27 protein-coding genes are annotated in these 23,676 nt (G+C 38.5%); 23 read left to right on the top strand and 4 right to left on the bottom strand.

The window, feature by feature from the left end; translation table 11 throughout:
* Positions 1 to 21 precede the first annotated feature (21 nt).
* Both LS684_RS13480 and LS684_RS13475 read right to left on the bottom strand, forming a co-directional pair.
* Positions 22 to 288, bottom strand: coding sequence for a spore coat protein CotJB (locus tag LS684_RS13480; RefSeq protein ID WP_233806675.1), 267 nt, complete (start codon positions 286 to 288; stop codon positions 22 to 24).
* A complete protein-coding gene (locus LS684_RS13475) occupies positions 285 to 515 on the bottom strand; it encodes a spore coat associated protein CotJA (protein ID WP_233806674.1) in 231 nt (76 codons plus the stop codon). Before LS684_RS13475 ends, LS684_RS13480 begins: the two co-directional genes overlap by 4 nt.
* 224 nt (positions 516 to 739) lie before the next feature.
* Here LS684_RS13475 and LS684_RS13470 point away from each other — a divergent pair, with 224 nt between their 5' ends.
* The 7 genes from LS684_RS13470 to LS684_RS13440 all read left to right on the top strand — a co-directional run bounded on the left by LS684_RS13470 (position 740) and on the right by LS684_RS13440 (position 7,268).
* On the top strand, positions 740 to 1,372 hold the full coding sequence (locus tag LS684_RS13470; RefSeq protein WP_233806672.1) for a CBS domain-containing protein: 633 nt from the start codon (positions 740 to 742) through the stop codon (positions 1,370 to 1,372).
* Between the two features lie 67 nt (positions 1,373 to 1,439).
* On the top strand, positions 1,440 to 1,829 hold the full coding sequence (locus tag LS684_RS13465; RefSeq protein WP_233806671.1) for a hypothetical protein: 390 nt from the start codon (positions 1,440 to 1,442) through the stop codon (positions 1,827 to 1,829).
* Positions 1,830 to 1,847: 18 nt separating this feature from the next.
* Complete coding sequence (locus tag LS684_RS13460) at positions 1,848 to 2,624, top strand: metallophosphoesterase (RefSeq protein WP_233806670.1); 777 nt, start codon at positions 1,848 to 1,850, stop codon at positions 2,622 to 2,624.
* An 83-nt stretch (positions 2,625 to 2,707) separates the two neighbouring features.
* Complete coding sequence (locus LS684_RS13455) at positions 2,708 to 3,622, top strand: MerR family transcriptional regulator (RefSeq protein ID WP_233806669.1); 915 nt, start codon at positions 2,708 to 2,710, stop codon at positions 3,620 to 3,622.
* Positions 3,623 to 3,696: 74 nt separating this feature from the next.
* Positions 3,697 to 4,269: a genetic competence negative regulator gene (locus tag LS684_RS13450; RefSeq protein ID WP_233806668.1), complete on the top strand. Its 573-nt coding sequence runs from the start codon at positions 3,697 to 3,699 to the stop codon at positions 4,267 to 4,269.
* Between the two features lie 554 nt (positions 4,270 to 4,823).
* Positions 4,824 to 6,101: a Glu/Leu/Phe/Val family dehydrogenase gene (locus tag LS684_RS13445; protein ID WP_233806667.1), complete on the top strand. Its 1,278-nt coding sequence runs from the start codon at positions 4,824 to 4,826 to the stop codon at positions 6,099 to 6,101.
* A 201-nt stretch (positions 6,102 to 6,302) separates the two neighbouring features.
* Entirely contained in the window at positions 6,303 to 7,268 is a 966-nt protein-coding gene (locus LS684_RS13440; RefSeq protein WP_233806666.1) for a YpdA family putative bacillithiol disulfide reductase, read from the top strand.
* Positions 7,269 to 7,831: 563 nt separating this feature from the next.
* Here the strand turns inward: LS684_RS13440 and LS684_RS13435 are convergent.
* A complete protein-coding gene (locus LS684_RS13435; protein WP_233806664.1) occupies positions 7,832 to 8,806 on the bottom strand; it encodes an asparaginase in 975 nt (324 codons plus the stop codon).
* Positions 8,807 to 8,917: 111 nt separating this feature from the next.
* On the opposite strand from LS684_RS13435, the gene prsW reads away from it, so the two are divergent.
* The 9 genes from prsW to fni all read left to right on the top strand — a co-directional run bounded on the left by prsW (position 8,918) and on the right by fni (position 17,168).
* Entirely contained in the window at positions 8,918 to 9,607 is a 690-nt protein-coding gene (gene prsW / locus LS684_RS13430; RefSeq protein WP_233806662.1) for a glutamic-type intramembrane protease PrsW, read from the top strand.
* A gap of 222 nt (positions 9,608 to 9,829) precedes the next feature.
* Positions 9,830 to 10,753, top strand: a complete 924-nt coding sequence (sleB, locus tag LS684_RS13425) for a spore cortex-lytic enzyme (RefSeq protein ID WP_233806660.1) — start codon at positions 9,830 to 9,832, stop codon at positions 10,751 to 10,753.
* A 12-nt stretch (positions 10,754 to 10,765) separates the two neighbouring features.
* Positions 10,766 to 12,115 carry a germination protein YpeB gene (gene ypeB, locus LS684_RS13420; RefSeq protein ID WP_233806658.1) on the top strand — a complete coding sequence of 450 codons (1,350 nt, stop codon included), beginning with the start codon at positions 10,766 to 10,768 and terminating at the stop codon, positions 12,113 to 12,115.
* 129 nt (positions 12,116 to 12,244) lie between these two features.
* Positions 12,245 to 12,907, top strand: a complete 663-nt coding sequence (locus tag LS684_RS13415; protein WP_233806655.1) for a flagellar brake protein — start codon at positions 12,245 to 12,247, stop codon at positions 12,905 to 12,907.
* 65 nt (positions 12,908 to 12,972) lie between these two features.
* Positions 12,973 to 13,164 (top strand): YpfB family protein, encoded by a 192-nt coding sequence (locus LS684_RS13410; protein WP_233806652.1) that lies wholly within the window; start codon positions 12,973 to 12,975, stop codon positions 13,162 to 13,164.
* A gap of 297 nt (positions 13,165 to 13,461) precedes the next feature.
* Positions 13,462 to 14,136 carry a (d)CMP kinase gene (gene cmk, locus LS684_RS13405; protein WP_233806650.1) on the top strand — a complete coding sequence of 225 codons (675 nt, stop codon included), beginning with the start codon at positions 13,462 to 13,464 and terminating at the stop codon, positions 14,134 to 14,136.
* 2 nt (positions 14,137 to 14,138) lie between these two features.
* Positions 14,139 to 14,720, top strand: a complete 582-nt coding sequence (locus tag LS684_RS13400; protein WP_233806649.1) for a lysophospholipid acyltransferase family protein — start codon at positions 14,139 to 14,141, stop codon at positions 14,718 to 14,720.
* A gap of 236 nt (positions 14,721 to 14,956) precedes the next feature.
* The gene (rpsA, locus tag LS684_RS13395) at positions 14,957 to 16,093 is read left to right on the top strand and encodes a 30S ribosomal protein S1 (protein ID WP_233806648.1); all 1,137 of its coding nucleotides are present in this window, start codon (positions 14,957 to 14,959) and stop codon (positions 16,091 to 16,093) included.
* A 13-nt stretch (positions 16,094 to 16,106) separates the two neighbouring features.
* On the top strand, positions 16,107 to 17,168 hold the full coding sequence (fni, locus tag LS684_RS13390; protein ID WP_233806647.1) for a type 2 isopentenyl-diphosphate Delta-isomerase: 1,062 nt from the start codon (positions 16,107 to 16,109) through the stop codon (positions 17,166 to 17,168).
* Positions 17,169 to 17,484: 316 nt separating this feature from the next.
* Here fni and LS684_RS13385 read toward each other — a convergent pair whose 3' ends face one another.
* Positions 17,485 to 17,622 (bottom strand): YpzI family protein, encoded by a 138-nt coding sequence (locus tag LS684_RS13385; protein WP_233806646.1) that lies wholly within the window; start codon positions 17,620 to 17,622, stop codon positions 17,485 to 17,487.
* Positions 17,623 to 17,726: 104 nt separating this feature from the next.
* On the opposite strand from LS684_RS13385, the gene LS684_RS13380 reads away from it, so the two are divergent.
* The 7 genes from LS684_RS13380 to LS684_RS13350 all read left to right on the top strand — a co-directional run bounded on the left by LS684_RS13380 (position 17,727) and on the right by LS684_RS13350 (position 23,646).
* Complete coding sequence (locus tag LS684_RS13380) at positions 17,727 to 18,335, top strand: YphA family membrane protein (RefSeq protein WP_233806645.1); 609 nt, start codon at positions 17,727 to 17,729, stop codon at positions 18,333 to 18,335.
* Positions 18,332 to 19,228 carry a YIEGIA family protein gene (locus LS684_RS13375; protein ID WP_233806644.1) on the top strand — a complete coding sequence of 299 codons (897 nt, stop codon included), beginning with the start codon at positions 18,332 to 18,334 and terminating at the stop codon, positions 19,226 to 19,228. The genes LS684_RS13380 and LS684_RS13375 overlap by 4 nt, the downstream gene beginning before the upstream one ends.
* Complete coding sequence (locus tag LS684_RS13370) at positions 19,225 to 19,410, top strand: capping complex subunit for YIEGIA (RefSeq protein ID WP_233806643.1); 186 nt, start codon at positions 19,225 to 19,227, stop codon at positions 19,408 to 19,410. Before LS684_RS13375 ends, LS684_RS13370 begins: the two co-directional genes overlap by 4 nt.
* Positions 19,411 to 19,739: 329 nt before the next feature.
* The gene (gene der / locus LS684_RS13365; protein ID WP_233806642.1) at positions 19,740 to 21,050 is read left to right on the top strand and encodes a ribosome biogenesis GTPase Der; all 1,311 of its coding nucleotides are present in this window, start codon (positions 19,740 to 19,742) and stop codon (positions 21,048 to 21,050) included.
* Positions 21,051 to 21,065: 15 nt separating this feature from the next.
* A complete protein-coding gene (locus LS684_RS13360) occupies positions 21,066 to 22,118 on the top strand; it encodes an NAD(P)H-dependent glycerol-3-phosphate dehydrogenase (RefSeq protein WP_284701563.1) in 1,053 nt (350 codons plus the stop codon).
* 591 nt (positions 22,119 to 22,709) lie between these two features.
* Entirely contained in the window at positions 22,710 to 22,910 is a 201-nt protein-coding gene (locus tag LS684_RS13355) for a DUF2768 domain-containing protein (RefSeq protein WP_233806640.1), read from the top strand.
* 25 nt (positions 22,911 to 22,935) lie between these two features.
* Positions 22,936 to 23,646 carry a YphF family lipoprotein gene (locus LS684_RS13350; RefSeq protein ID WP_233811657.1) on the top strand — a complete coding sequence of 237 codons (711 nt, stop codon included), beginning with the start codon at positions 22,936 to 22,938 and terminating at the stop codon, positions 23,644 to 23,646.
* Positions 23,647 to 23,676: the final 30 nt, after the last annotated feature.

The raw sequence follows: 23,676 nt of genomic DNA, 5'->3' as shown, positions 1-23,676 counted from the left end.
GAAGACAGCCCTCCTTGTATTCTACATTTGCCATGGCCATGGTGCATCGTCCCAATTCCAAGGGTATCCTGAATAACTATGTCCATATTGCATTAATGGACCGTATTTGCTTTCGATGGCCTTTTTCAGCTTCTTACGCTCTTGTGAATAATGATTGTATTGCTTGATTGCCTCATAATCTCCGTTATGTGTATCTAAATAGAGAGTTAGGTCCAAAAGCACAAAGTCAACAGCTTGTAATTGCTCCATTAGATCATAAAACTCCACTGGAAGCTTTTTTTGCGTCATGAGGGATTGCCTCCCTTCGCTTTCTCATAAGGGCTATAATACGGATCATAAAATACTTTCCACAGTGTACCTTTACGAAGTGCTTCCATTGGTGGATATTGAGGTAAATTAGGTGGCTGAAAGCCTAAGTATAAATTTGGCGGAGTCGAATACGTTTTTGCTAGAATCGGTGGACAAGGATCATACGGACTAACATATGGATAGTAAACCTTTTGGTGTGTGTTCATCGTTGGTAGCCCTCCTTTAGAATACGTCATTTCATATGTATGATAATTTTTGTGTTTCATGTTCGTTTTCTTGTTTCTATCCTGTTAAGGGGTTCCCTCATTTAGGTTTAATTGACACGAAATAGCAACAATATTTTCAAAAACCCCTGCTAGAAAAAAGGTATTTTCGAAGCGATGTGGAAATATATAAGTGTGTCGGAGATAAATACACAGAGGTGATAAGAATGTTCGTAAAAAGCATAATGATTCCGCAGCATAGCTGTCATGTTCTAGAGAAGAATGATAATTTAGCAACTGCTTTAAAGAAGCTTGAAGAAAATCAAGTGGATGGACTGCCGATCTTAGATGGAAAGCAATATATTGGGATTATCACAAGATATTCAATTTATGAAGGCTACTTTAATTCTCAGCAGAATAAAGAAGACTTTTTACAAAATACATTAGCAGTCGATGTAGCAACCTATCAGGAAAAGTTTTTAGAAGGAAACGAAATTTTCGAGCATACCCTTCTAGACTTAAAGGATTTCCCATTGTTAGCAGTTGTGGATGAGAAACGTAATTTCCTTGGAGTGGTGACACGGTTTGATGTGCTTGACCAATTCCAATCTGCATTTGGAATGCATAGGCCAGGAGTTCGAATTGCCTTTACTTCGGTAGAGACAGAAGGCCGCATTGCCCGCCTTTCAGAAATTGCTCATCAATTCCATGAACACATTATCTCGTTAGTAACGTTTGATGAAACGGACAAATTGGTTCGACGTATTGTTATGAAAATAGAAAAGAAGGATAATATTGATCGTTTTATCAAGAAATTAGAAGATTCTGGGTTTAGAGTTCTAGATATTCAAGAAGATTAAAAACCTCTAGATAATCTAGTCAATAAATTCAACCCCTCTCATACATTGTTTATGGGAGGGATTTTTTGTGCTTAAGAAAATTTTTCAGCTTGTAACAGGATTAATATGCGGGTATTTATTTATTAAGTGGGTACCCATTTCTTTCCCATTTGATTTTTCCTCTTTTTTAGTCGAACTGGTGTTGGAACCTGTTACTTTTTTTGCTGCAATGGTTGTGTTAATTATTGGGTTTATTGCAAATGCCGATTTGATCCATGATGGCGTGGTGTTAACGTTTAAGCTTCTGAAAAAGGAGGAAATAAATATCCTTGATTTTGCTTTAAGTTACGCTCTTGTTGCAGTATTTTTATTACTATTTAAGGTTGGTTTTGTACAGACCGCTGTCTTTTTCTGTTTATCCCTAATTTATGGTATTATTTCTATAGACTTTAAGAAAATCAATTTTATTGAGAAATGATAGGTGTTGGAGGACAGCATGGAGTTTATTTTATTCGTAGCAGCATTAGGAATCCTCTTGTTGGCATATATGGTGAAGGAAGCATTTGCGAACAGGGTAGTATATGGTGAAATGTCTTTTTCTGAATTTCCCAAAAGCTTTGGTGAGGTTCGAATCTTTTTTATTTCCGATATCCATAAACGAAGTGTTTCTGAGCAGCTGTTGGAACAGGTTAAAGAAAGTGTTGATTTAGTAATCATTGGTGGGGACTTACTTGAAAAAGGGGTTCCGCTTTCGAGAGTTAGACAAAATATTGAGCGATTGAAAAAGCTTGGCCCAACCTACTTTGTATGGGGAAATAACGACTATGAAGTGGATTATCACGAATTAGATGCCTGTCTACTAGAATGTGGAGTGAAAATTCTCGATAATACAGCGGTTTCCTTCGAGTCAGAGGAAGGAGACCGTTTTATACTTTTAGGTGTGGACGATATGAACATGAAAAGAGACCGATTAGACTTAGCATTGTTAGACGCTGAAGAAGGGTTCAAAATTTTAGTCAGTCACAACCCGAGAATTACAGCAAAGGTGAAAAAAGAGCATGGAATTAGCCTAGTGTTAAGTGGTCATACACATGGAGGGCAAATTCATATTTTGGGGTTTAGCCCTTATAAAAAAGGGGGATTAGAAGAAGTAGGACATACGACCCTTTTTATTAGCAATGGATATGGTACGACAGCTTTACCTTTTCGCTTAGGCGCAAAAGCTGAAGCTCATATGCTTACCATCACACATCGAGATGATAATTGTTCATAACCTATACAAAGTTTACACAAAGGAGAGAACAACTATATAATCATCTTTAAGGGATGTAATGTAAGTAGATGGAGGCAATTTGAATGGATAATCAAGAAGGAAAATATAATATTAAAGCGGTTTCTAAAATCCTTGGAATTCAGCCAGGGACGCTTAGAGCTTGGGAAAGACGGTACCAGATGATTGCGCCCAAACGGAATGATTCAGGTCACCGCTTATACTCAGAGCAGCATGTGAAAATTTTGAAATGGCTTGTATCAAAAGTAAACCAAGGGTTCACGATCAGTCAGGCAGTTTCGTTGCTTGAGAATAATGATGTTTCAACAGAAGAACCTCAACTACCTCATCAAAACGAAAGCGGAGATCGTTCGACGATTATTGCTGACGAGCTGTTAGATGCCTTGCTTCAATTTGATGAGACAAAGGCACATGATCTAATTAATCAAGCATTTAGTCTTTATACAATTGACAAAGTATTAGTAGATATATTAGGTACACTACTTGTTAAGATAGGGGACCTATGGGAGCATAACAAGATTACAACGGCTCATGAACACTTTGCTTCATCTATTCTTCGGTCTCGAATTGGAATCATATTGCATTCGTTTCCCCACAATTCCATCCTACCGAAGGCTGTCGCGGTATGTGGACCAGGAGAGTGGCACGAGTTAGGGTTATTAATTTTTACGTTGTTCTTACGAAGAAAAGGGTTTGATGTTATTTATTTAGGTGCGAGCATCGCTGAAGAGGATATAGATGTCGTAATTGATACAGTGCACCCAAAATTTATTTTCTTTTCATGTACCATGCGAGAAAATGTTCCTACTACATTATCCCTTGCAACAAAGCTTAAAGAAGAGCATGAAGGGCTAGAAATCGGTCTAGGTGGCTTTGCTATTGACACCTTACCTGATGAAGTAAAAAAGAAATATGACCCATTTGTTATGGGTAGCGTTAAAAACGAGTGGGAAAATTGGTTAAAGGAAAAGCTAAGTTAAAGATAGACGACTCACCAACCTGCAAATTCTTCATAGACTAAAGCAAGAGTTGTTCATAGCAGGGGGCATCGTCTATGCGCTTAGAACGTTTAAATGATCATAAAATAAAAATTTTTCTCACGATGGATGACCTTCTTGAAAGAGGGTTAACCAAAGAGGATATTTGGAAGGATACATTAAAGTGGCATCAATTATTTCACGAAATGCTTGAGGAAGCTAGTGAAGAGTTTGGCGTCGAGTTATTTGGATCCGTTGCTGTTGAGATCTTTTCAATGCAGGCTTCAGGGATGATAATGATTGTGACAATGGTTGAGCCAGATGATGAAGAATCATTAGCAGATGACTTTATTAACATGCAGGCTTCACATCAAAATGAAGATCTCATATTCGAATTTGTTGATTTTGAACATGTCATTTCTTTATCGAAAAGGCTAAGGACCATCGAATATACAGAAGGAAGCCTATACCATATGGACGGGAATTATTATCTTTATCTCGATATTCCCGAAGAAGAAATCAATCGATATGTATCCCTTTTGTCTGAATTCGGAAATCAAACATTTATTAGTATTCACCGATTAATGGAATACGGGAAGGAAATCATAAAAACTCAAGCCGTGAAAACCATTGACTATTTTTTTAAATAAGTTGTGTATCTGAAAATGTGAACTAGGAAGGGACCTCAATTTATCGTGTCTGACTGTATTAAATAACTTTGATTAAAGAGGCAATTGCCTCTTTTTTCTATAGATTGGTCTCTTTGCCTAAAGTCACTGGATGAAAAGGAATGGTGAACTCTCTCTCACTCATAAGAATGTCCTTTTTCTATAGTACAAACGTAATGGAAACCTTTTTATTAGTAAATAATGTACTTGCTTAAAAGATAAATGATTTAGTTGAAGGAAGGGAAAAACAAGAGTATAGATAAAATGAATCATGTGAAAAACAATGAAATCGTAAATGATTGAATACGAATAGAAAGTGTATAAGCTTTTGAAGATTATATTGAAAAAATAAGGGGAATAGGCAAGGATAAATAAACAGAAAATTCCTTTAATAATAGGAATGGTAGCGGTTTCATAAAATTATCAAAAAAAGCGGAAAAGTATGTTTTTCTTCTTGCATAAATCAACCAAAAGTGTATACTATGTCATGAAAGCGGACAACAACGCAAATGTGATTTATTTTAGGAGGTTTACACATGGTAGCCGAGAAAGGTACTGAAAATAAAACGATAGAAGACAAACATGACGTTTTAAAGTCAACTCAAACTGTCATTCACAAAGCTTTAGATAAGCTTGGATATCCGGAAGAGGTATTTGAGCTATTAAAAGAGCCGATTCGAATGATGACAGTAAAAATCCCTGTCCGAATGGATGATGGAACTGTAAAAGTCTTTACTGGCTACCGGGCTCAACATAATGACGCAGTTGGTCCTACAAAAGGCGGAATCCGTTTCCATCCAAATGTTACTGAGAAAGAAGTAAAAGCACTTTCTATTTGGATGAGTTTAAAATGTGGTATTGTTGATCTACCTTATGGCGGAGGAAAAGGTGGAATCGTTTGTGATCCACGAGATATGTCCTTCCGTGAATTAGAACGTTTAAGTCGCGGTTACGTTCGGGCAATTAGCCAAATCGTAGGTCCGACTAAAGATATTCCTGCACCAGATGTATTTACCAATTCACAAATAATGGCTTGGATGATGGACGAATATAGCCGAATTGACGAGTTCAACTCCCCTGGATTCATTACAGGAAAACCGCTCGTATTAGGTGGTTCTCATGGGCGTGAATCAGCAACGGCAAAAGGTGTAACCATCTGTATTCGTGAAGCTGCCAAGCGTAAAGGGATTAATATTGAGGGTGCTCGAGTAGTCGTCCAAGGCTTTGGAAATGCTGGTAGCTACCTTTCAAAATTCATGCATGATGCAGGAGCTAAAGTAGTTGGTATTTCAGATGCTTACGGTGGATTATACGATCCAAATGGTTTAGATATCGACTATTTACTGGACCGTAGAGATAGCTTTGGAACTGTAACTAAATTATTTAAAAATACAATTACCAATAAAGAATTATTAGAATTAGACTGCGACATTCTAGTACCTGCTGCAATCGAAAACCAAATTACAGAAGAAAATGCGCACAATATTCGTGCTAAAATTGTCGTAGAAGCAGCTAATGGGCCAACTACATTAGAAGCTACTCAAATTTTATCAGAACGTGGAGTATTACTCGTTCCTGATGTATTAGCATCAGCTGGAGGCGTTACGGTATCATACTTTGAGTGGGTTCAGAATAACCAAGGCTATTACTGGACAGAAGAAGAAGTAGAAGAAAAATTAGAAAAAGTAATGGTGAAATCCTTTGATAGCATTTATGAAACGGCTGAAACGCGTCGAGTAGATATGCGTTTAGCCGCATATATGGTTGGCGTTCGTAAAATGGCTGAAGCTTCTAGGTTCAGAGGGTGGATCTAATATATATTACAAGCATTCTTCATTGAATCTTGGCGAAAAATCTCCTATCATAAACAGATGGGAGATTTTTTTGCTATAGGATACTTTCTTGTTGTGGAGTGAACCTCATCCTTTGTTATCGGAGGTTGCTGCATCAGCCAAATGAAACGTACATTCAAAGGAAATTTGTATATAGACTAAATTGTTTAGGAGTGAATGAATTTGAAGATGGAGGATGTCATTATTATCGGGGGCGGCCCATGTGGTTTAGCTGCAGCAATTGCATTAAAGGAGATGGGAAAAGATCCTCTTGTGATTGAAAAGGGAAATGTTGTCAACGCGATTTATCATTATCCTACTCACCAGACTTTTTTTAGCACAAGTGAAAAATTAGAAATTGGGGACGTACCTTTTGTAACAGAAGAATATAAACCGAAAAGAAACCAGGCACTTGTCTACTATCGGGAAGTGGTTAAAAGAAAAGATCTAAGGATTCAAGCTTATGAAAAAGTAACCAATGTTTCGAAGCAGGAGAATGGTGACTTTATAGTTGTCACGGATCAATTTGAATATACTTGTCGATATGTTGTCGTTGCCACAGGCTATTATGATCATCCAAACTATATGAACGTGAAGGGCGAGGATTTGGCGAAGGTGTCACATTACTTTAAAGAGGCACACCCGTACTTTGACAAAGATGTTGTCGTTGTAGGCGGAAAAAATTCAAGCGTGGATGCAGCCATTGAACTGACAAAAGCAGGGGCAAGGGTTACGGTTATTTATAGAGGAAACCAATATTCACCGAGTATAAAGCCATGGATTTTGCCTGAATTTGATTCGTTAGTGAAAAATGGGATTGTCAAATTGGAGTTTGCCGCCCATATCAAAGAAATTTCGGAAACTGAAGTGATTTATGTGAAAAACGGGGAAGAGCTCCGCATCCAAAATGATTTCGTGTTTGCCATGACTGGCTACCATCCCGATCACCAATTCTTAACGAAAATGGGTGTTGATATTGACATTGAAACAGGTCGACCTCATTTTAATCCCGAAACAATGGAGACGAATGTAGAAGGTATCTTTATCGCTGGAGTTATAGCCGCAGGCAATAATGCAAATGAAATCTTCATAGAGAACGGCCGATTCCATGGGGGACAAATTGCAGAAGCCATTAGAGAAAGAGAATAAGGAAGTATGAAGGAAAAAGATTCGGAGTGGCTCCGGATCTTTTTTTGTTGAGGAGTGCGAGGTGGGTGCTATAGATGATGTTCGCAACCACGAATGGTGACCTCATGTCCACGTACCGGTTTTTGAGGCTAAAAAAATTATTACAAAGTCGAGGAAGATTAAAACTGTGAGTAAGAGAGGTGGAATGGGCTAAATAAGGTTGATGAAGACTAAAAAGGAGAGAAAAGTAGGTTGAAAGAGTCATCATAAGATCGATGAAGACCAAAGAGGAGAGAAAAGTAGGTTGAAAGAGTCATCATAAGATCGATGAAGGCCAAAAAGGAGAGAAAAGTAGGTTGAAAGAGTCATCATAAGATCGATGAAGGCCAAACCAGCGAGAAAGAGAGGTGGTAAAGGTCATCATAAGATCGATGAAGACCAAAACAGAGAGAAAGAGAAATAGAAAAGGTCATCATATGAACGATGAAGTCCAAAACAACGAAAAAAGAGCTTGGCAAGATCATCAATAGTTTCAATCAGGAATAAAGAAAGAGACTACCGGTGGCAGTCTCTTACGGATATTCTTATACTTGGAACATTTCGTCGATTTCTTTTTGCTTTCTATTGGATGCTAGGCCGATCAATAGCTTTAGGCGCGCTTTTTGGCCGTTGAGTCCGTTTGAGAAAATGACACCGATATCTTTTAGGTGCTTGCCCCCCCCTTCGTACCCATATATATCCTGAACAATGCCGTTGAAGCATCTTGAAACCAAGACAACTGGAATTTGTTTTTTGATTAAACCAAGTATGCCTTCTACAGCGGATGGAGGAACATTTCCTTGTCCAAGTGCTTCAATTACCACCCCATCAAATTCCATATCTCTTAAGGCAAAAAGCATGGACGAGTCTAGTCCTGCATGTGCTTTAATGAGTGCTACTCGTTTAGATACATGTTGAATGGAATATTTCTCGTGTGTCGTTGGGGCATGGTGGAAAAATACGCCTCTTTTTGTAACAATGCCGATTGGTCCATATTGTGGACTTTGAAAGGTTGAAACATTGCTTGTATGTGTTTTGGTTACATTTTCGGCCGTATGTATTTCATCATTTAATACGACGAGTACGCCCTTATCACGTGCTTCATCACTTGCCGCTACTTTTATTGAAGAGATTAGGTTATATAGACCATCTGCCCCTATTTCATTGCTAGACCGCATGGCACCAGTTACGACAATCGGATGTGAAAACTGTACAGTAAGGTCTAAGAAATAAGCGGTTTCCTCTAAAGTATCGGTACCATGTGTAATGACAACTCCTTCAATGCCATGCTTTTCGTCATACTCTTCAATTATGTTCTTTAAAAGGAGCATTTCTGCAGGAGTGATATGTGGAGATGGTAGATGGAAGGGTTCAGCTACCATAATATCTGCTAACTGTAATAAGGCAGATGTTTGATTTGTTAATGGATTTTCCTCGCTGGGTGTTACAGCGCCTGTTTCATGGTCCTCGCTCATTGAAATCGTTCCGCCTGTATGGATGACTAAGATTTTTTTCTTCATAAAAAAACTCCTCCGGGTTGCTAAATATTTACTTTTGAATCAAAATCATTCATTTCATTTCTAATAATAACATGATACGATTAAAGAAACCGATTGAAAAGAGGACGGCTTATGCTGGGAATATTATCTGCCGGTATTGCTCCCGGCTTAGCGTTACTTAGTTATTTTTATCTAAGAGATCAATATAACTCTGAGCCAGTTTCCATGGTATTAAAGACATTTATTTTCGGTGCCATTTTGGTATTTCCGATTATGTTTATCCAATATGTTTTAGAAACCGAGCAAGTCATTCAGACTCCTTTATTGAATGCCTTTTTCGCTACCAGTTTATTAGAGGAGTTCTTTAAGTGGTTTATCTTGTTTTATACCATTTACCAACATGTAGACTTTGATGAGCCATATGATGGAATTGTGTATGGAGCATCTGTTTCTCTTGGATTTGCGACTCTGGAGAATATCTTTTATTTATTTACTGGTGGTCTGCAATATGCCTTGGGGAGGGCGCTTTTACCTGTTTCAAGTCATGCTTTATTCGGCGTCATAATGGGATATTATTTAGGGAAGGGGAAGTTTACTCGTAAAAGGAAGTCCTTATGGATTTTCTTCTCCCTCTTTGTTCCTTTTTTCCTTCATGGGATTTATGATTATATTTTAGTATCACAGAAGCATTGGATTATGACTATTGTTCCCTTTATGATCTTCCTTTGGTGGCTCGGCCTGAGAAAAGTTAAACGAGCTCATGAATTACATGATCATAATAAAGATTCCTTTCAAGTCCAAGATACAACTCTTCATTCTTAGAATGAAGGGTTTTTCTTTTGTGCACGTTTTTTGTAAATGAGAGGCATTGCTTTCGATTCTTTAGTTCTCGGCAAGGAGGGAACATTTTTATGGGGTGCAAATCAAACACTTGGTTTCATTCGTAAGTCCTTCATTTCCCTTTTTTCATCATTTTTGAATAAAAAGCCAACTTCTACAAAAAATACGTTTAATGTTAAATAGATTTCTTTTGGGGGTTTCAACATGAAAAAAAATCTTTTATTCATGAAAGTAATAGCCATTTTTTCTTTGTGTTTGGTATTAATCCCTACAAGTGGGACAGACCAAAAGGTTGGTGCTTTTTCGAATCAAGTCGTACAGCATGGCGCTGTCGGTGATGACGTCATTGAATTACAGGCAAGGCTTCAATATTTGGGCTTTTATAACGGAAAGATTGATGGCGTGTTCGGATGGGGGACATATTGGGCATTACGGAATTTCCAGTATGAATTTGGGCTGCCAATTGATGGATTAGCAGGTGCTGAAACAAAGCAAAAGCTTGCAAAGGCATCAAAGTATAACGAGCAATTTGTTAAAGAACAGATTAATAATGGAAAGAAGTTTACCCATTATGGTGGGACGGACTTAGAAAAGCAAAAGCAGCCAGGTGGTGGAAATCAGCAGGGAGGAAATGGTGGAGGTCAAGGAGGCGCAACGCCAGCACCTAAGCCGCAAGGAAATACTCCTGAAAAGCCTGCTCCAGCTAATCCTGCTCCAGCAAAGCCGAAAGAAACACCACAAAAGCCAACTGCTACAAATGTACCAAATGGCTTTTCGCAGAATGATATTCAGTTGATGGCAAATGCTGTATATGGTGAAGCAAGAGGAGAGCCTTATACTGGGCAAGTGGCTGTAGCTGCAGTCATTCTAAACCGTGTCCAAAGTGCTTCATTCCCTAATACCGTATCAGGCGTCATATTTGAACCAGCAGCTTTTACTGCTGTAGCCGATGGACAGATTTGGCTTACTCCAAATGAAAATGCGAAAAAAGCGGTAATTGATGCGATAAATGGATGGGACCCAACCGGTGAAGCCTTGTATTACTTTAATCCGGATACGGCAACAAGTGCTTGGATTTGGTCAAGACCGCAAATTAAACGAATCGGGAAGCATATATTTTGTGAATAGAGGTGAAGTGCATTGTTAAGAGGGATATTAATAGCTATTTTATCATTAGGAGTTGCAGGTACAGCGTTTTGGGGTTATCAAGAGCATCGTGAGAAAAATGCTATTCTCTTAAATGCAGAAAACAATTATCAAAGAGCCTTCCATGATTTAACCTTTCAGATGGACTTGCTGAATGACAATATCGGAACGACACTTGCGATGAATTCGCGTAAATCTTTGTCTCCTGCCTTAGCGGAGGTATGGAAAATTACTTCTCAGGCACAAAGTGATGTGGGGCAGCTGCCATTAACTCTATTGCCTTTTAATAAAACAGAAGAATTTTTAGCGAAAATTGGAGATTTTAGTTATCAAACAGCTGTTAGAGATTTAGACAAAGAACCATTATCTGATAAGGAATATAGCGCTTTGAAAAATTTATATAGCCAATCGGCGGAAATCCAAGGTGAGCTTCGAAAGGTACAGCACATGGTACTTGAAGATAACCTAAGGTGGATGGATGTAGAGATGGCTTTAGCTACAAATGATGAAAATGCAGATAACACGATTATCGATGGGTTTAAAACGGTTGAGAAAACGGTTGAAAGCTATGGTGAAACCGATTTTGGACCTGCCTTTGTCAATATGAGCAAGAAAGATGAGAACTATAAATATTTAGAAGGCAAAGAAATCAACAAAGAAGAAGCGATCGAGATTGCCGGTAAATATGTGAATATGGGAAGGAACGCAGAAGTAAAAGTTGCTGAAAACGGAAAAGGCTCAGACTATGGGTTTTTCAGCGTTACGATGCAAGATAAAAAAACGAAGCAAGAAGCAAGTATGGATATAACGAAGAAAGGCGGATATCCAATATGGTTTATCCAGCCACGAGACGTAGAGGAGCAGAAAATTAGTTTAAATGATGCCAGCAATAAAGCTGCGAAATTTTTGAAAGAGCATGATTTTGAAGAACTTGAGCTTTTTGAAAGCGCACAGTACGATCATGTTGGGGTATTCACCTATGTAACGAAAAAAGACGATGTTCGGATTTATCCTGATTCCATCGACGTCAAGGTAGCACTCGATAATGGAGATATTATTGGATTGTCTGCTGAGGACTATTTGAAATCAAGTCACCAAAGAGAATTGCCTAAGCCGTCAATAGCTGTTGAGGAAGCGAGAGAACAGATTAATCCGAAAGTGAAAATCATGGAAGATCGTCAGGCTGTCATTCTCAATGACTTAAACAAAGAAGTACTCTGCTATGAATTTCTAGGAACATTAGGGGATGACACGTACCGAATTTTTATTAATGCCGAATCAGGCTTAGAGGAAAAAGTAGAAAAGCTACAGAAAGCAGAACAATTATACGAAGAAGTTCTTTAGAGTGACAGAAGGGAAAGCAATTTGTGCTTTTCCTTTTTTCATTTCCGTGTCATAATAAAAATTGACAAGATTCTCCTATTAAATCAGGAGAAATTCGATCAGAGTTTCCTAACAGAAAGTGTGGTCCATATGATAAATATCGGCGATGTGTTAATTTTAGAGCCTAAATACTCAGATAAAATTGAAAAATATAAATGTAAACTAGTGGAGTCAAAAGAAAACAGTTTGTATATTGATTATCCCATAAATGAAGAAACAAAGCGGACGGCATTTTTTCTAGACGGAACGCAGCTTAAAGCCACCTTTGTAGGAAAAGACGGCTCTGCCTATATGTTTGAAACCGAAGTAGTAGGCCGTGTGAAACAAAATATTCCGATGATTATTCTTTCTTATCCTGGAAATGATCAGTTATTTAAAATACAGAGAAGGCAATACGTGCGTGTAGAGTCGCCTATTGATGTGGCGATCCACCCTATGGAAAGGGAGTTTCAGCCGTTTACTACAGTTACAGATGATATTAGTGCAGGTGGGGCAGCGGTGCTCTTTCCTAAGGATACCAGCCTAAATGAAGGGCAGGAATTTATGCTTTGGATGGTCCTACCTATGCAAAATGGAGAATACCATTACTTGAAATTGAGGAGCAAAATGGTTAGAAGCATGGAATATAATGAAATACGCAATAAAGCATCTATCCAATTTTTAGAGGTGTCTCCACAAGAGCGACAACTCTTACTCCGTTTTTCCTTTGACAGACAATTGGCAATGAAGAAAAAAGGGCTAGAAAACTATTAAGTATGAATATTTATACCCATTCCTCCCCATAATGTTAAAAAAAACGGTGAGGGGAAGATGGAAGAATGATGCGAATTGAACGACTTTTAATCAAGCTAGTAGCTATTCAGCTTCTGTTTCTGCTTGCCACCCAAATTTTTTTTCATAAGATGAATGTGGTTCCTGAACTGAAGCAAATTACTCAATATGAAGGAGTAACTGAATCCAATTTTACAAAGCTACTAGAAACATTTAACGGCCGTTTTCAAGGAGAGTAGGGAGATTCCCTACTCTCCTTTATTTAACCCTCATTTACCTACTAGTGATTTCATTATTCGCTTCACAAGTCATAAGGCTTAACATAGTAAAGCTATCATCTTTTCTCGTCACAATCTTCTATAATTAATTACTCTCTTCATTGATCAAAATATCATTTTCTTTTATAAAAAAGCATTTCCGATACATAGAAAGAAGCCATTCTATGTTAAAATAAGAGGGATCATAAATTTGTGTGAGATTCAATCATTCACTAACCTATATTACGATGAAACAACAGTGTAAACTCAGGAGGTACTATGGATAAGAAGATTTCCATTGCAATAGATGGTCCTGCGGCTGCAGGGAAAAGTACAGTAGCAAAAATCGTAGCAGAGAATTTACAATACATTTATATTGATACTGGTGCAATGTACCGAGCATTAACATATAAGCTTTTATCACAGAATAAAGATATTGAGAATGAATCAGAAATTATGGACATGCTCGCAGGCACCGAAATCCGTCTATCACCGAGTGATGAAGGGCAGCTCGTACATTTGGACGGAAATGATGTGACAACGGAGATTCGTACAGCAGAAGTTACGAACACGGTATCTGTAGTGGCCAAGCATAAGCTTGTTCGAGAAGAAATGGTGAGAAGACAACAGAGCTTTGCCGTTCATGGTGGAGTCGTTATGGATGGAAGAGATATTGGTACCCACGTTATTCCTCATGCGGAAGTAAAGGTGTTTTTACTAGCAAGTGTAGAAGAAAGAGCACAAAGAAGACACGCTGAAAACTTGTCAAAGGGTTTTCCATCTGACATCGAGAAATTAAAAGAAGAAATTGCATTAAGGGATAAATTAGATTCAGAAAGAGAAGTCGCCCCGTTAAAGAAGGCTGAGGATGCTGTTGAAATCGATACAACTTCATTATCCATTCATCAGGTTGTCGATGAAATCATGGCATTAGCTCAAGAAAGGATCGGATAAATTTGACGTTCTACACGTTCGCAAGATCAGTTGTTAAAGGCGTGTTATCGCCGATCTACCCCATCAAAACGTATGGGATAGAAAACATTCCAAAAGAAGGCGGCGTCCTTCTATGCTCGAATCACATTAATAACCTTGACCCTCCAATTGTTGGTGTGGCCACTCCAAGGCCCGTTCATTTTATGGCGAAGGAAGAATTATTTTCTGTACCTGTTTTAGGAAAGATTGTCGGTCGCTTACATGCTTTTCCTGTGAAACGAGGGATGAGTGATCGTGAAGCACTGAGAAAAGGTCTAGGGGTATTAAAAGATGGGAATGTGTTAGGGCTTTTTCCAGAAGGAACGAGAAGTAAGACAGGAGAGCTTGGGAAAGGATTGGCAGGTGCTGGTTTTTTCGCGTTAAGAACTGATGCAGCCGTTGTTCCTTGTGCTATTATAGGTCCTTACAAAAAGTTTTCACGCTTAAAGGTCGTTTATGGAAAGCCAATTGATTTGAGTGATTTACGTAAAAATAAAGGAACGGCTGAACAAGCTACCGAATTAATTATGGATGAGATTCGTAAATTAATTAATGAATATAAATAGTACGTCTTGCTTGACAAAATTAGCTATTTATTAGAAGTTATAAAAAAGGGAGATTTTACGAGTTTCTTAAGTCTCAAATATGAAAGCTTCATGAAGAACATATGGAATTATTTGATTTAAAACTCTGTTAGGCTTAACTTTAGCTACATGGGAGAAAGGTTCTCCGTCTAATCTTTTGTTTAGCAGAGCCAAATAAATACATGGAAGCAGTCATTGTAGATTAAGGAGGAATACATATGTCAGAGGAAATGAATCAAATTGAGGTAAAGAGCTTTGTAGTGGGGGACCGTGTAACGGGTCAAGTCACGAAGGTTGAGGAGAAACAAGTCATTGTAAATCTTCAAGATAGCAAGCTAGATGGTATTATCCCAATCAGTGAATTATCAAGTCTGCATATTGAAAAAGCAAGTGATGTCGTGAATGAAGGGGATTCACTTGATCTAGAAGTATTAAAGGTTGAAGAAGATGCCCTAGTTCTCTCGAAAAGAAAAGTGGATGCTGAAAATGCATGGGCTGAGCTCGAAAATAAATTCCAATCTGGTGAAGTTTTTGAAGCTGAAATTAAGGATGTAGTCAAAGGTGGATTAGTGGTGGACCTTGGGGTGCGTGCATTTGTACCTGCGTCATTAGTAGAAGCTCATTTTGTTGAAGACTTTTCAGATTATAAAGGAAAAAGTTTAACTTTCAAGATTGTAGAATTAGATAAAGATAAAAATCGCCTAATCTTATCACATCGTGCGGTAATTGAAGAGGAAAAAGGGAAGCAAAAGCAGGAAGTGTTAGCAACATTACAAGTGGGGCAAGTGCTTGAAGGAACGGTTCAACGTATTACCGATTTCGGTGCATTTATCGATATTGGTGGGGTAGATGGATTAGTTCATATTTCCCAGCTTTCACATGAACATGTGGAGAAGCCTTCAGATGTTGTTACAGAAGGACAGCCTGTTCAAGTGAAAGTACTTAGTGTAGATCGTGACAATGAAAGAATTTCATTATCGATTAAAGAAACACTTCCTGGGCCATGGGCAAATATCAGTGATCGTGCTCCTAGAGGTGCTGTGTTAGAAGGAACGGTAAGACGTTTAGTTTCTTATGGAGCATTTGTTGAAGTTTTCCCTGGTGTAGAAGGGCTCGTTCATATTTCACAAATTGCACATAAGCATATCGGGACACCGCATGAAGCGTTAAGTGAAAATCAATCTGTCCAAGTGAAAGTATTAGACGTAAATGAATCCGAACAACGTCTATCATTAAGTATTAAAGAGCTTGAGGAGAAAGAATCTGAAATTCCAACGGATTACGTAATGCCAGAAGAAAATACCGGCTTCCAATTAGGAGATATGATTGGCGATCAACTAAAAAAATTAAAATAAAATGGTGATAAATGTGTCTAGATCAAAACGAAAATGGGATCATATTCAGTATGCCTTAACGACCGGACAAAAGCGTCTCACAGGTTTTGACGAGGTCACATTCGTACACCAAAGTTTACCTGGTACTTCTTTGGACCAGGTAGCATTAAATACGGAGATTGGCGGACTTAAGTTAAGTTCGCCAATTTTTATTAATGCAATGACTGGTGGCGGAGGAGACCGAACGTTTGAAATAAATGAAGGATTAGCGGAAGTTGCAAAGGTAACAAATATTGCAATGGCTGTAGGTTCGCAAATGTCTGCCATAAAGGATAAAAGTGAACGAGAAACATTTTCCATCGTTCGAAAGCAAAATCCTAGAGGTGTGATTTTTGGGAATCTTGGAAGTGAAGCGACTGTCGATCAAGCAAAAGAAGCTGTAGATATGTTAGAGGCAAATGCTCTTCAAATTCATCTTAATGTGGTTCAAGAGCTTACGATGCCAGAAGGAGATCGGGATTTTCGAGGAGCTTTATCCAGAATTGAAGCCATTGTCAATGGTATTGATGTTCCAGTAATTGTTAAGGAAGTCGGATTTGGGATGAACCAAGATACAGTAACGAAGCTCGCTTCTGTTGGAGTATCTGCCATTGATATTGGCGGTTTTGGCGGGACGAACTTTGCTGAAATAGAAAACGAGCGTAGACATAGATTTCTTTCCTTCTTTAATGATTGGGGTATTCCAACCGCTGCTTCCATCGTTGAAGCAAAGGAAAGTGAAGCAAACACTACGATTATCGGTTCGGGGGGAGTTCAGACGAGCTTGGATATTGCGAAAGCGATTGCTCTAGGGGCGAATGCCGTTGGAGTCGCAGGGTTCATGTTAAAGCTTCTTTTGGAAAAAGGAAGAGAAAATCTAATGGAAGAAATCTCCTCTGTTCATGAGGACCTAAGGATGATCATGACCGCTCTAGGAGCAACGAATGTTCAACAGCTGCAATATGCTCCGATTGTCTTTTCCGGAGATGTCCATCATTGGTTGACTGAACGTGGGATCAATACGAAGAAATACAGTCAAAGAAATTTCTCCCATTAGGGGAGAGTGAAAATTTTCAGAAGAAGAGATCGAGAGCATATTCTCGGTCTCTTTAGTTTATTACGGTAAACAGAAATACATTAAAGAGTCAAAAGGTTCACAAGATTAGTAAGGTTTTTAGGAATGAGAGACAATTACCATCTTAGTGATTGGAGCGGAAATCACAAGTTCCTTCCATACAGACGAAGGTCTATGTTATGGATTACCATTGTCTTCTACCATTAGTTAATATACTAATGACAAAAAGGGACCAAAAGTGTTTTGGTCCCTTTGTCAGTATTTGGAGCTCTCGCCCTCATTGGAGAGCTGTTTCGCCCTATTTATTATCATTCAATGTTCTTGCTTCTTCAGGGCTTTGAAGCTTGCTTGCACCTGGATAGTGAAGTGCTTGGTCTCGGTCTGCTTCTACTTTGCCACTCTTCTTAAGCTTTCTCTCTTGACGATCCTTTCCCATCCCTACACCTCCTTATCATTAAGATGATACTGAACGAAAAGATTATACTCGTAAGATTAAAGTACATAACGATTAGGCATAATGGAAATGATAGGAGGTAGGGAATGGAAGGGATTACGTTTTATTGGTTTATGTGGTTTTTTTGGATTATTACAACCTTTATTCTTAACAAACAGAACCCATATCGTTTCAAGCTATCTATAGCCATATTAGTCATAATGATTCTCTCGCCATATTCTGTGGCTCTACTACGAGTTCCTTTTTCATTAGCAGTTCTATGTATGATGTGTTTTGTATATACAGCTGCTATTCGAATGAGTTGGCGGGTGTTAATCTATTTTTTAATAAGCTCAACTATTGTTACGCTTGCATATGTTAGTTTCGAATTATTTCAGCTTTTTGACCCGGTGTGGGTAATGTTTCATCATGACTGGATGCTTGCTTTTGCCATCGTTTATATAACCATTATGCTTCAAGAAAATCATCAATTGCGTATGATGACCATGCTCTCTGGGGCAATTCAAGGGGAAATTCTCTATGCCATTGTTTTAAAGAAATTCAATTTTCTCTATGCCATTGGCTCATTTGCTTTTCTAGATGTAGCAGCTATTGGAGTGAGCTTTCTTCTCGCATGGTGGGGGATGGAATACTTGGCTAAATATTTTGAAAAGCACATTAATCAACTAGCAAGGGAGAAGCAAAAACTATCATGAATGAGTATACTTTACCGATTGTATTTGGCTTAATTGTAGGTACTTTAACTAGAATTTATATGTTACGAACAGACTATCGTCAATATCCAACCTACCTCCATGGGAAGACCATTCATATTGCTTTAGGTTTTATTGCCGCAGGACTTGGTACGGTTGCAGTACCCTCTATTCTAGAAAATGAATTTACGGCAATCACCTTTTTAACTTTAGCAGCCTCACAGTTTCGCGAAGTGCGAAATATGGAGAGAAATACATTATCAGAGCTAGATAGCTATGAAATGGTTCCCCGAGGTAAAACCTATATCGAAGGAATCGCGATAGCGTTTGAAAGCAGAAATTATTTAGTGATTTTTACTTCGTTAGTAAGTACGCTAGGCTACCTCCTCTTAAATATATGGGTAGGAATGGTTTTTGCGCTTATTGGCTTTTTTGTATCAAGTAAGCTCATGTCAGGTGGACAGATGAAAGACATAGTCGATGTAGAGTATGTAGAGCCAAGGTTTGATGGTGCAGGACTTTATGTAGACAATATCTATATTATGAATATTGGGTTACCTGAGCGTCAGGAAGAGGTTTTAAGGTACGGGATGGGATTTATATTAAAGCCGAAGAACTTTAATTCACGCTCCACGATAGCTAATTTAGGCCAGCGCCAAGCGATATTGCATGATGTTTCTACTGCTCTAGGTGTATATCGAGATTCTGGAACACCTGCGTTGGTTCCGTTAGCGAAACGAGATCTTGATGATGGCAGGGTCGGAGTATTTGTTCTCCCGCAAGAGAAAGATATTCCAAAAGCGATAAAAGTAATTGAAGCTGTACCTACGCTGGAAAATGCCATTCGTATGCCTTCAGAGCGAAATCCGAAGAAAGAAGGAAGGGGACGTTTATGACACTTGATAAATTTATTCTCGCAGCCATTACAACGAACCCAAATAAAGTACCGAGCGGAGCTGCTGTGTTTCATTGTGAAAGCAGAGAAGAGATGGAAGTGATTGCGACGAATTTAGAAGCCATTTTGGACGGCATAGCTCATATGCTAACCGAAGAACTATATGTGATTGTAAAACATTAAGGGCCAATCCAATTTTTTCATTGCGAGGAAGATATCACTTTGATAAAATAACTAAGTTAGACCCTTCTTTTACATAGAAGGGATTTTGTTTTTTAGGATTCTAGCAGAGGGTACGTTATATGTAAGGCTGTTTTTTAATAATCATGTTGTTTTTACGTATATTGTGGAATAGAACGAATGGAACAGTTCCTTATCCTTACAATAGTAAATTCCAACAGGGGTTGCGAAAGCAGTTGATTGAATACCAACTAACCATAACATGAGAAAATGCATTTTTAGAATCTTATTAGCATTTAGATAGATTATAGACATTAGAAAGGATGATGTTCATGGTAAAACCAGTGGTTGCCATTGTTGGACGTCCGAATGTAGGAAAATCAACCATCTTTAATCGAATTGTTGGAGAGCGCGTTTCCATTGTTGAAGATATACCTGGAGTTACGAGAGATCGTATTTATAGCTCTGCCGAATGGTTGACACATGATTTTAATCTTATTGATACTGGCGGAATTGATATTGGAGACGAACCGTTTTTAGACCAAATTCGTCAGCAGGCTGAAATTGCGATTGAGGAAGCGGATGTTATTATCTTTCTTACCAATGGGAGAGAAGGGGTTACCGCAGCTGATGAAGAAGTGGCTAAAATTCTTTATCGAGCGAATAAACCGATTGTACTAGGAGTCAATAAAATCGACAACCCAGAAATGCGCGAGCAAATTTATGATTTTTATGCACTTGGGTTTGGGGAGCCTTTCCCTATTTCTGGATCACACGGACTTGGCCTAGGAGACCTTCTTGATGAGGCAGCTAAGCATTTTCCAAAAGGAAAAGACAATGAATATGGCGATGAAGTGATTAAATTTTCACTTATTGGTCGTCCAAATGTAGGAAAATCCTCGTTAGTAAATGCGATTCTTGGGGAAGATCGTGTCATAGTTAGTGATATTGCAGGCACAACTCGTGATGCCATTGACTCTGTATTAACGTATCATGGACAACCATATGTTATTATTGATACAGCGGGTATGCGAAAAAAAGGAAAAGTATATGAAAGTACCGAAAAGTATAGTGTACTAAGAGCGTTAAAGGCAATTGAGCGTTCCGACGTGGTCTTAGTTGTAATTAATGCAGAAGAAGGAATTATTGAACAGGATAAGAAGATCGCTGGATATGCTCATGAAGCGGGAAGAGCAATCGTAATCGTTGTGAATAAATGGGATGCAGTGGAAAAAGACGAAAAGACTATGAAAGAATTTGAACAAAAGATTCGCGAGCATTTCTTGTTCTTAGATTATGCGCCAATCGTCTTCTTATCTGCGAAGACGAAAAAGCGGATTCACACATTAATTCCATTAATTAACACAGCGAGTGACAACCATTCACGAAGAGTGGAAACAGGTGTCTTAAATGATGTCATAATGGACGCAGTGGCAATGAACCCAACACCTACAGATAATGGGAAGCGCCTCAAGATCTACTATACGACTCAAGTTTCTGTGAAGCCACCAACATTTGTTGTGTTTGTCAATGACCCTGAGCTATTGCATTTTTCTTACAAACGCTTCTTAGAAAATAGAATTCGAGATGCCTTTGGCTTTGAAGGAACCCCTATTAATATCTTTGCGAGAGAAAGAAAATAAAAAGGTTGTGATTCGGTGCAGCGGAATAGAGAAAAAGTAGCAGTTATTGGAGCTGGAAGCTGGGGAACTGCCCTCTCAATGGTACTAGCTGATAATGATCATGAAGTTAGACTATGGGGACACAAACCCGAACAGATTGATGAAATCAATCAATTCCATACGAATAAGAAATACTTGCCTAATATTTCTTTACCAGAATCAATTAAGGGTTTTTCCTCTTTAGAGGAAGCATTAAAGGATATTTCTACTGTCATTTTAGCTGTTCCAACAAAGGCTATTCGAGAAGTAATTGAGAAAATGAACGATATTAAGGGTGGACCTTTTACGATTGTTCATGTGAGTAAAGGGATTGAGCCAGACACATTGCTCAGAATCTCTGAAATGATTGAAGATGTGGCGGCTGAAGAGATTCTTGATCAAGTGGTTGTACTATCAGGTCCTAGTCACGCAGAAGAAGTGAGCCTGAGACATCCTACAACCGTGACCGTATCGTCAAAAGATATGCAGGCAGCAGAGAGAATACAAGATCTGTTCATTAATCAGAATTTCCGTGTCTATACCAACCCGGATATTATTGGGGTAGAAATTGGCGGTGCTTTAAAGAATATTATTGCACTAGCAGCAGGAATAACCGATGGTCTAGGGTATGGGGATAATGCGAAAGCCGCATTAATTACGCGTGGTCTTGCGGAAATTGCAAGGTTAGGAACAAAAATGGGGGCAAGCCCTCTTACATTCTCAGGACTTACTGGAATTGGAGATTTAATCGTTACTTGTACTAGCGTTCACTCAAGAAACTGGCGAGCAGGGAACTTGCTCGGCAAAGGCCAAAAGCTCGAAGAAGTCTTAGATAATATGGGAATGGTTGTAGAAGGCGTTCGGACAACAAAGGCAGCATATCAGCTTGCTAAGAAGTATGATGTGAAAATGCCAATAACAGATGCCCTATATGATGTGCTATTTAATCATGTCAATCCAAAAAACGCAGTTGACATTTTAATGAAGCGTGGAAAAACCCACGAAATGGAAGATCTTGCTAATGTTTTAGTGGATCAATCTCATAACTAAATTAATCTGCAAAAAATAGGCGTTTTCAAGATGCGATTTCCCTCGTCATTGCATACAATGCAACGAAGCACACTTGTAGAATGAACAGGGTTTGGAGATTTAGTCAACTGGTAGAAGCAAAGATTGCCCCGTCTTTGCTTCATTTTTTTTGCCTTGGCCTAGGGGGGTGTCTTCTGTTATTTTTTTGCTTAGCTCACGTACTTCTTCAATTTCCCTCCGTTTGAAAATAAAAAATTTCATAATAAAGGCTATATTGTAAAAGATTGTTGTTTTTTGCGAGGTAATATTCCCTTCTTATACGAAGGCAAGCCGTTTGGAATGGAAGGATGCTACCTGCCTTCGGTAAGAAGAGTGGGACAGGTAAGAATCCATAGTCGAAGCAAGGGAGGCTCACCGCATGCCTTTCTGCAAGCGAGTATCCTAGAGCGGAAAACAGCCCATGTTTTAACCCAACTATGGATGCGAAAAACAGCCTAAAAAAGAAAGCAACGTTAAAAAACATGGGACATCCAGTTAGTTTGTCCATTACTTCTCCTTTGTTTCAAGAAAACTGTATGATATAATACTTTTCGGGAAAAAGGAGAGGATTGTATGTCACCATCTTTAATGAAAATGTGGATTTCACTAGCATCTATGGGATTTATGTTTTTAGCCATTATTTCAATTTACTTTAGCCGATACAAACTAAAAAGCGGAATTTTTAAAGTAATTACAGCTATTTTTGCCTATATTTTAATGATTGTATCTGGCCTCATCATCCTATTAGTTGTATTGAGTGGTCCAACAAATTGATTACATATATAAAGGTTGGAATATGATGAAGAAAAATAGACTATTCGTTTTTATTCTTATACTCACCCTCATGCTTACTGGATGTATGTATCCACAAGAGAAGTTAGTAGAAAATCAAATACCTTATCAAGACCAAGCAGAAGCTGTTCAATCGGCCGTCCTTCAATTTCAACAGGATAATGGCGGGATTCTACCAATCAAAACAAGAGATATGGAAACACCTATCTACCAAAAATATCCGATTGATTTCAAAAAAATTACGCCAAAGTATATGGCTGAACCTCCTGGAAACGCATTTGAAATGGGGGGAATCTTTCAATATGTCCTTGTGGATGTGGAGGAAGACCCAAAAGTAAAATTATTAGACTTAAGAATAGCGGAGAAAATCCGAGAGTTAAACCTACGAATCAAGATGAATCAATATCCTCCATATAAAGATCAAATAGCTGAAAATGTATTTACATTAGATTTCACAGAGTTGGGCTATAAACAGGAGCCTGTCGTTACAAGTCCCTATTCTGAGCAAAATCTACCGTTTGTTATTACAGGAGATGCTCAGATCTATGTAGATTACCGGATGGATTTGTATCAAGCACTCCAAACAACAGATGAAACGTTGGAAGCAGGACAAGATATCCGCAGCATTCTTGTGAAGGACTCCTTAATTGTCCCTGCCTACTCGCTTCCTTATACAGTTGATGAAAAAACAAATGAGCCAATCTTTTTGGTGAAATAGTCATAACCCTTCTTCTACTTAATATATTGT

This window comes from Cytobacillus spongiae (assembly GCF_021390075.1).
Note: the sequence above shows the minus strand (reverse complement) of the source record. Positions and strands in the feature narration are given on the sequence as shown.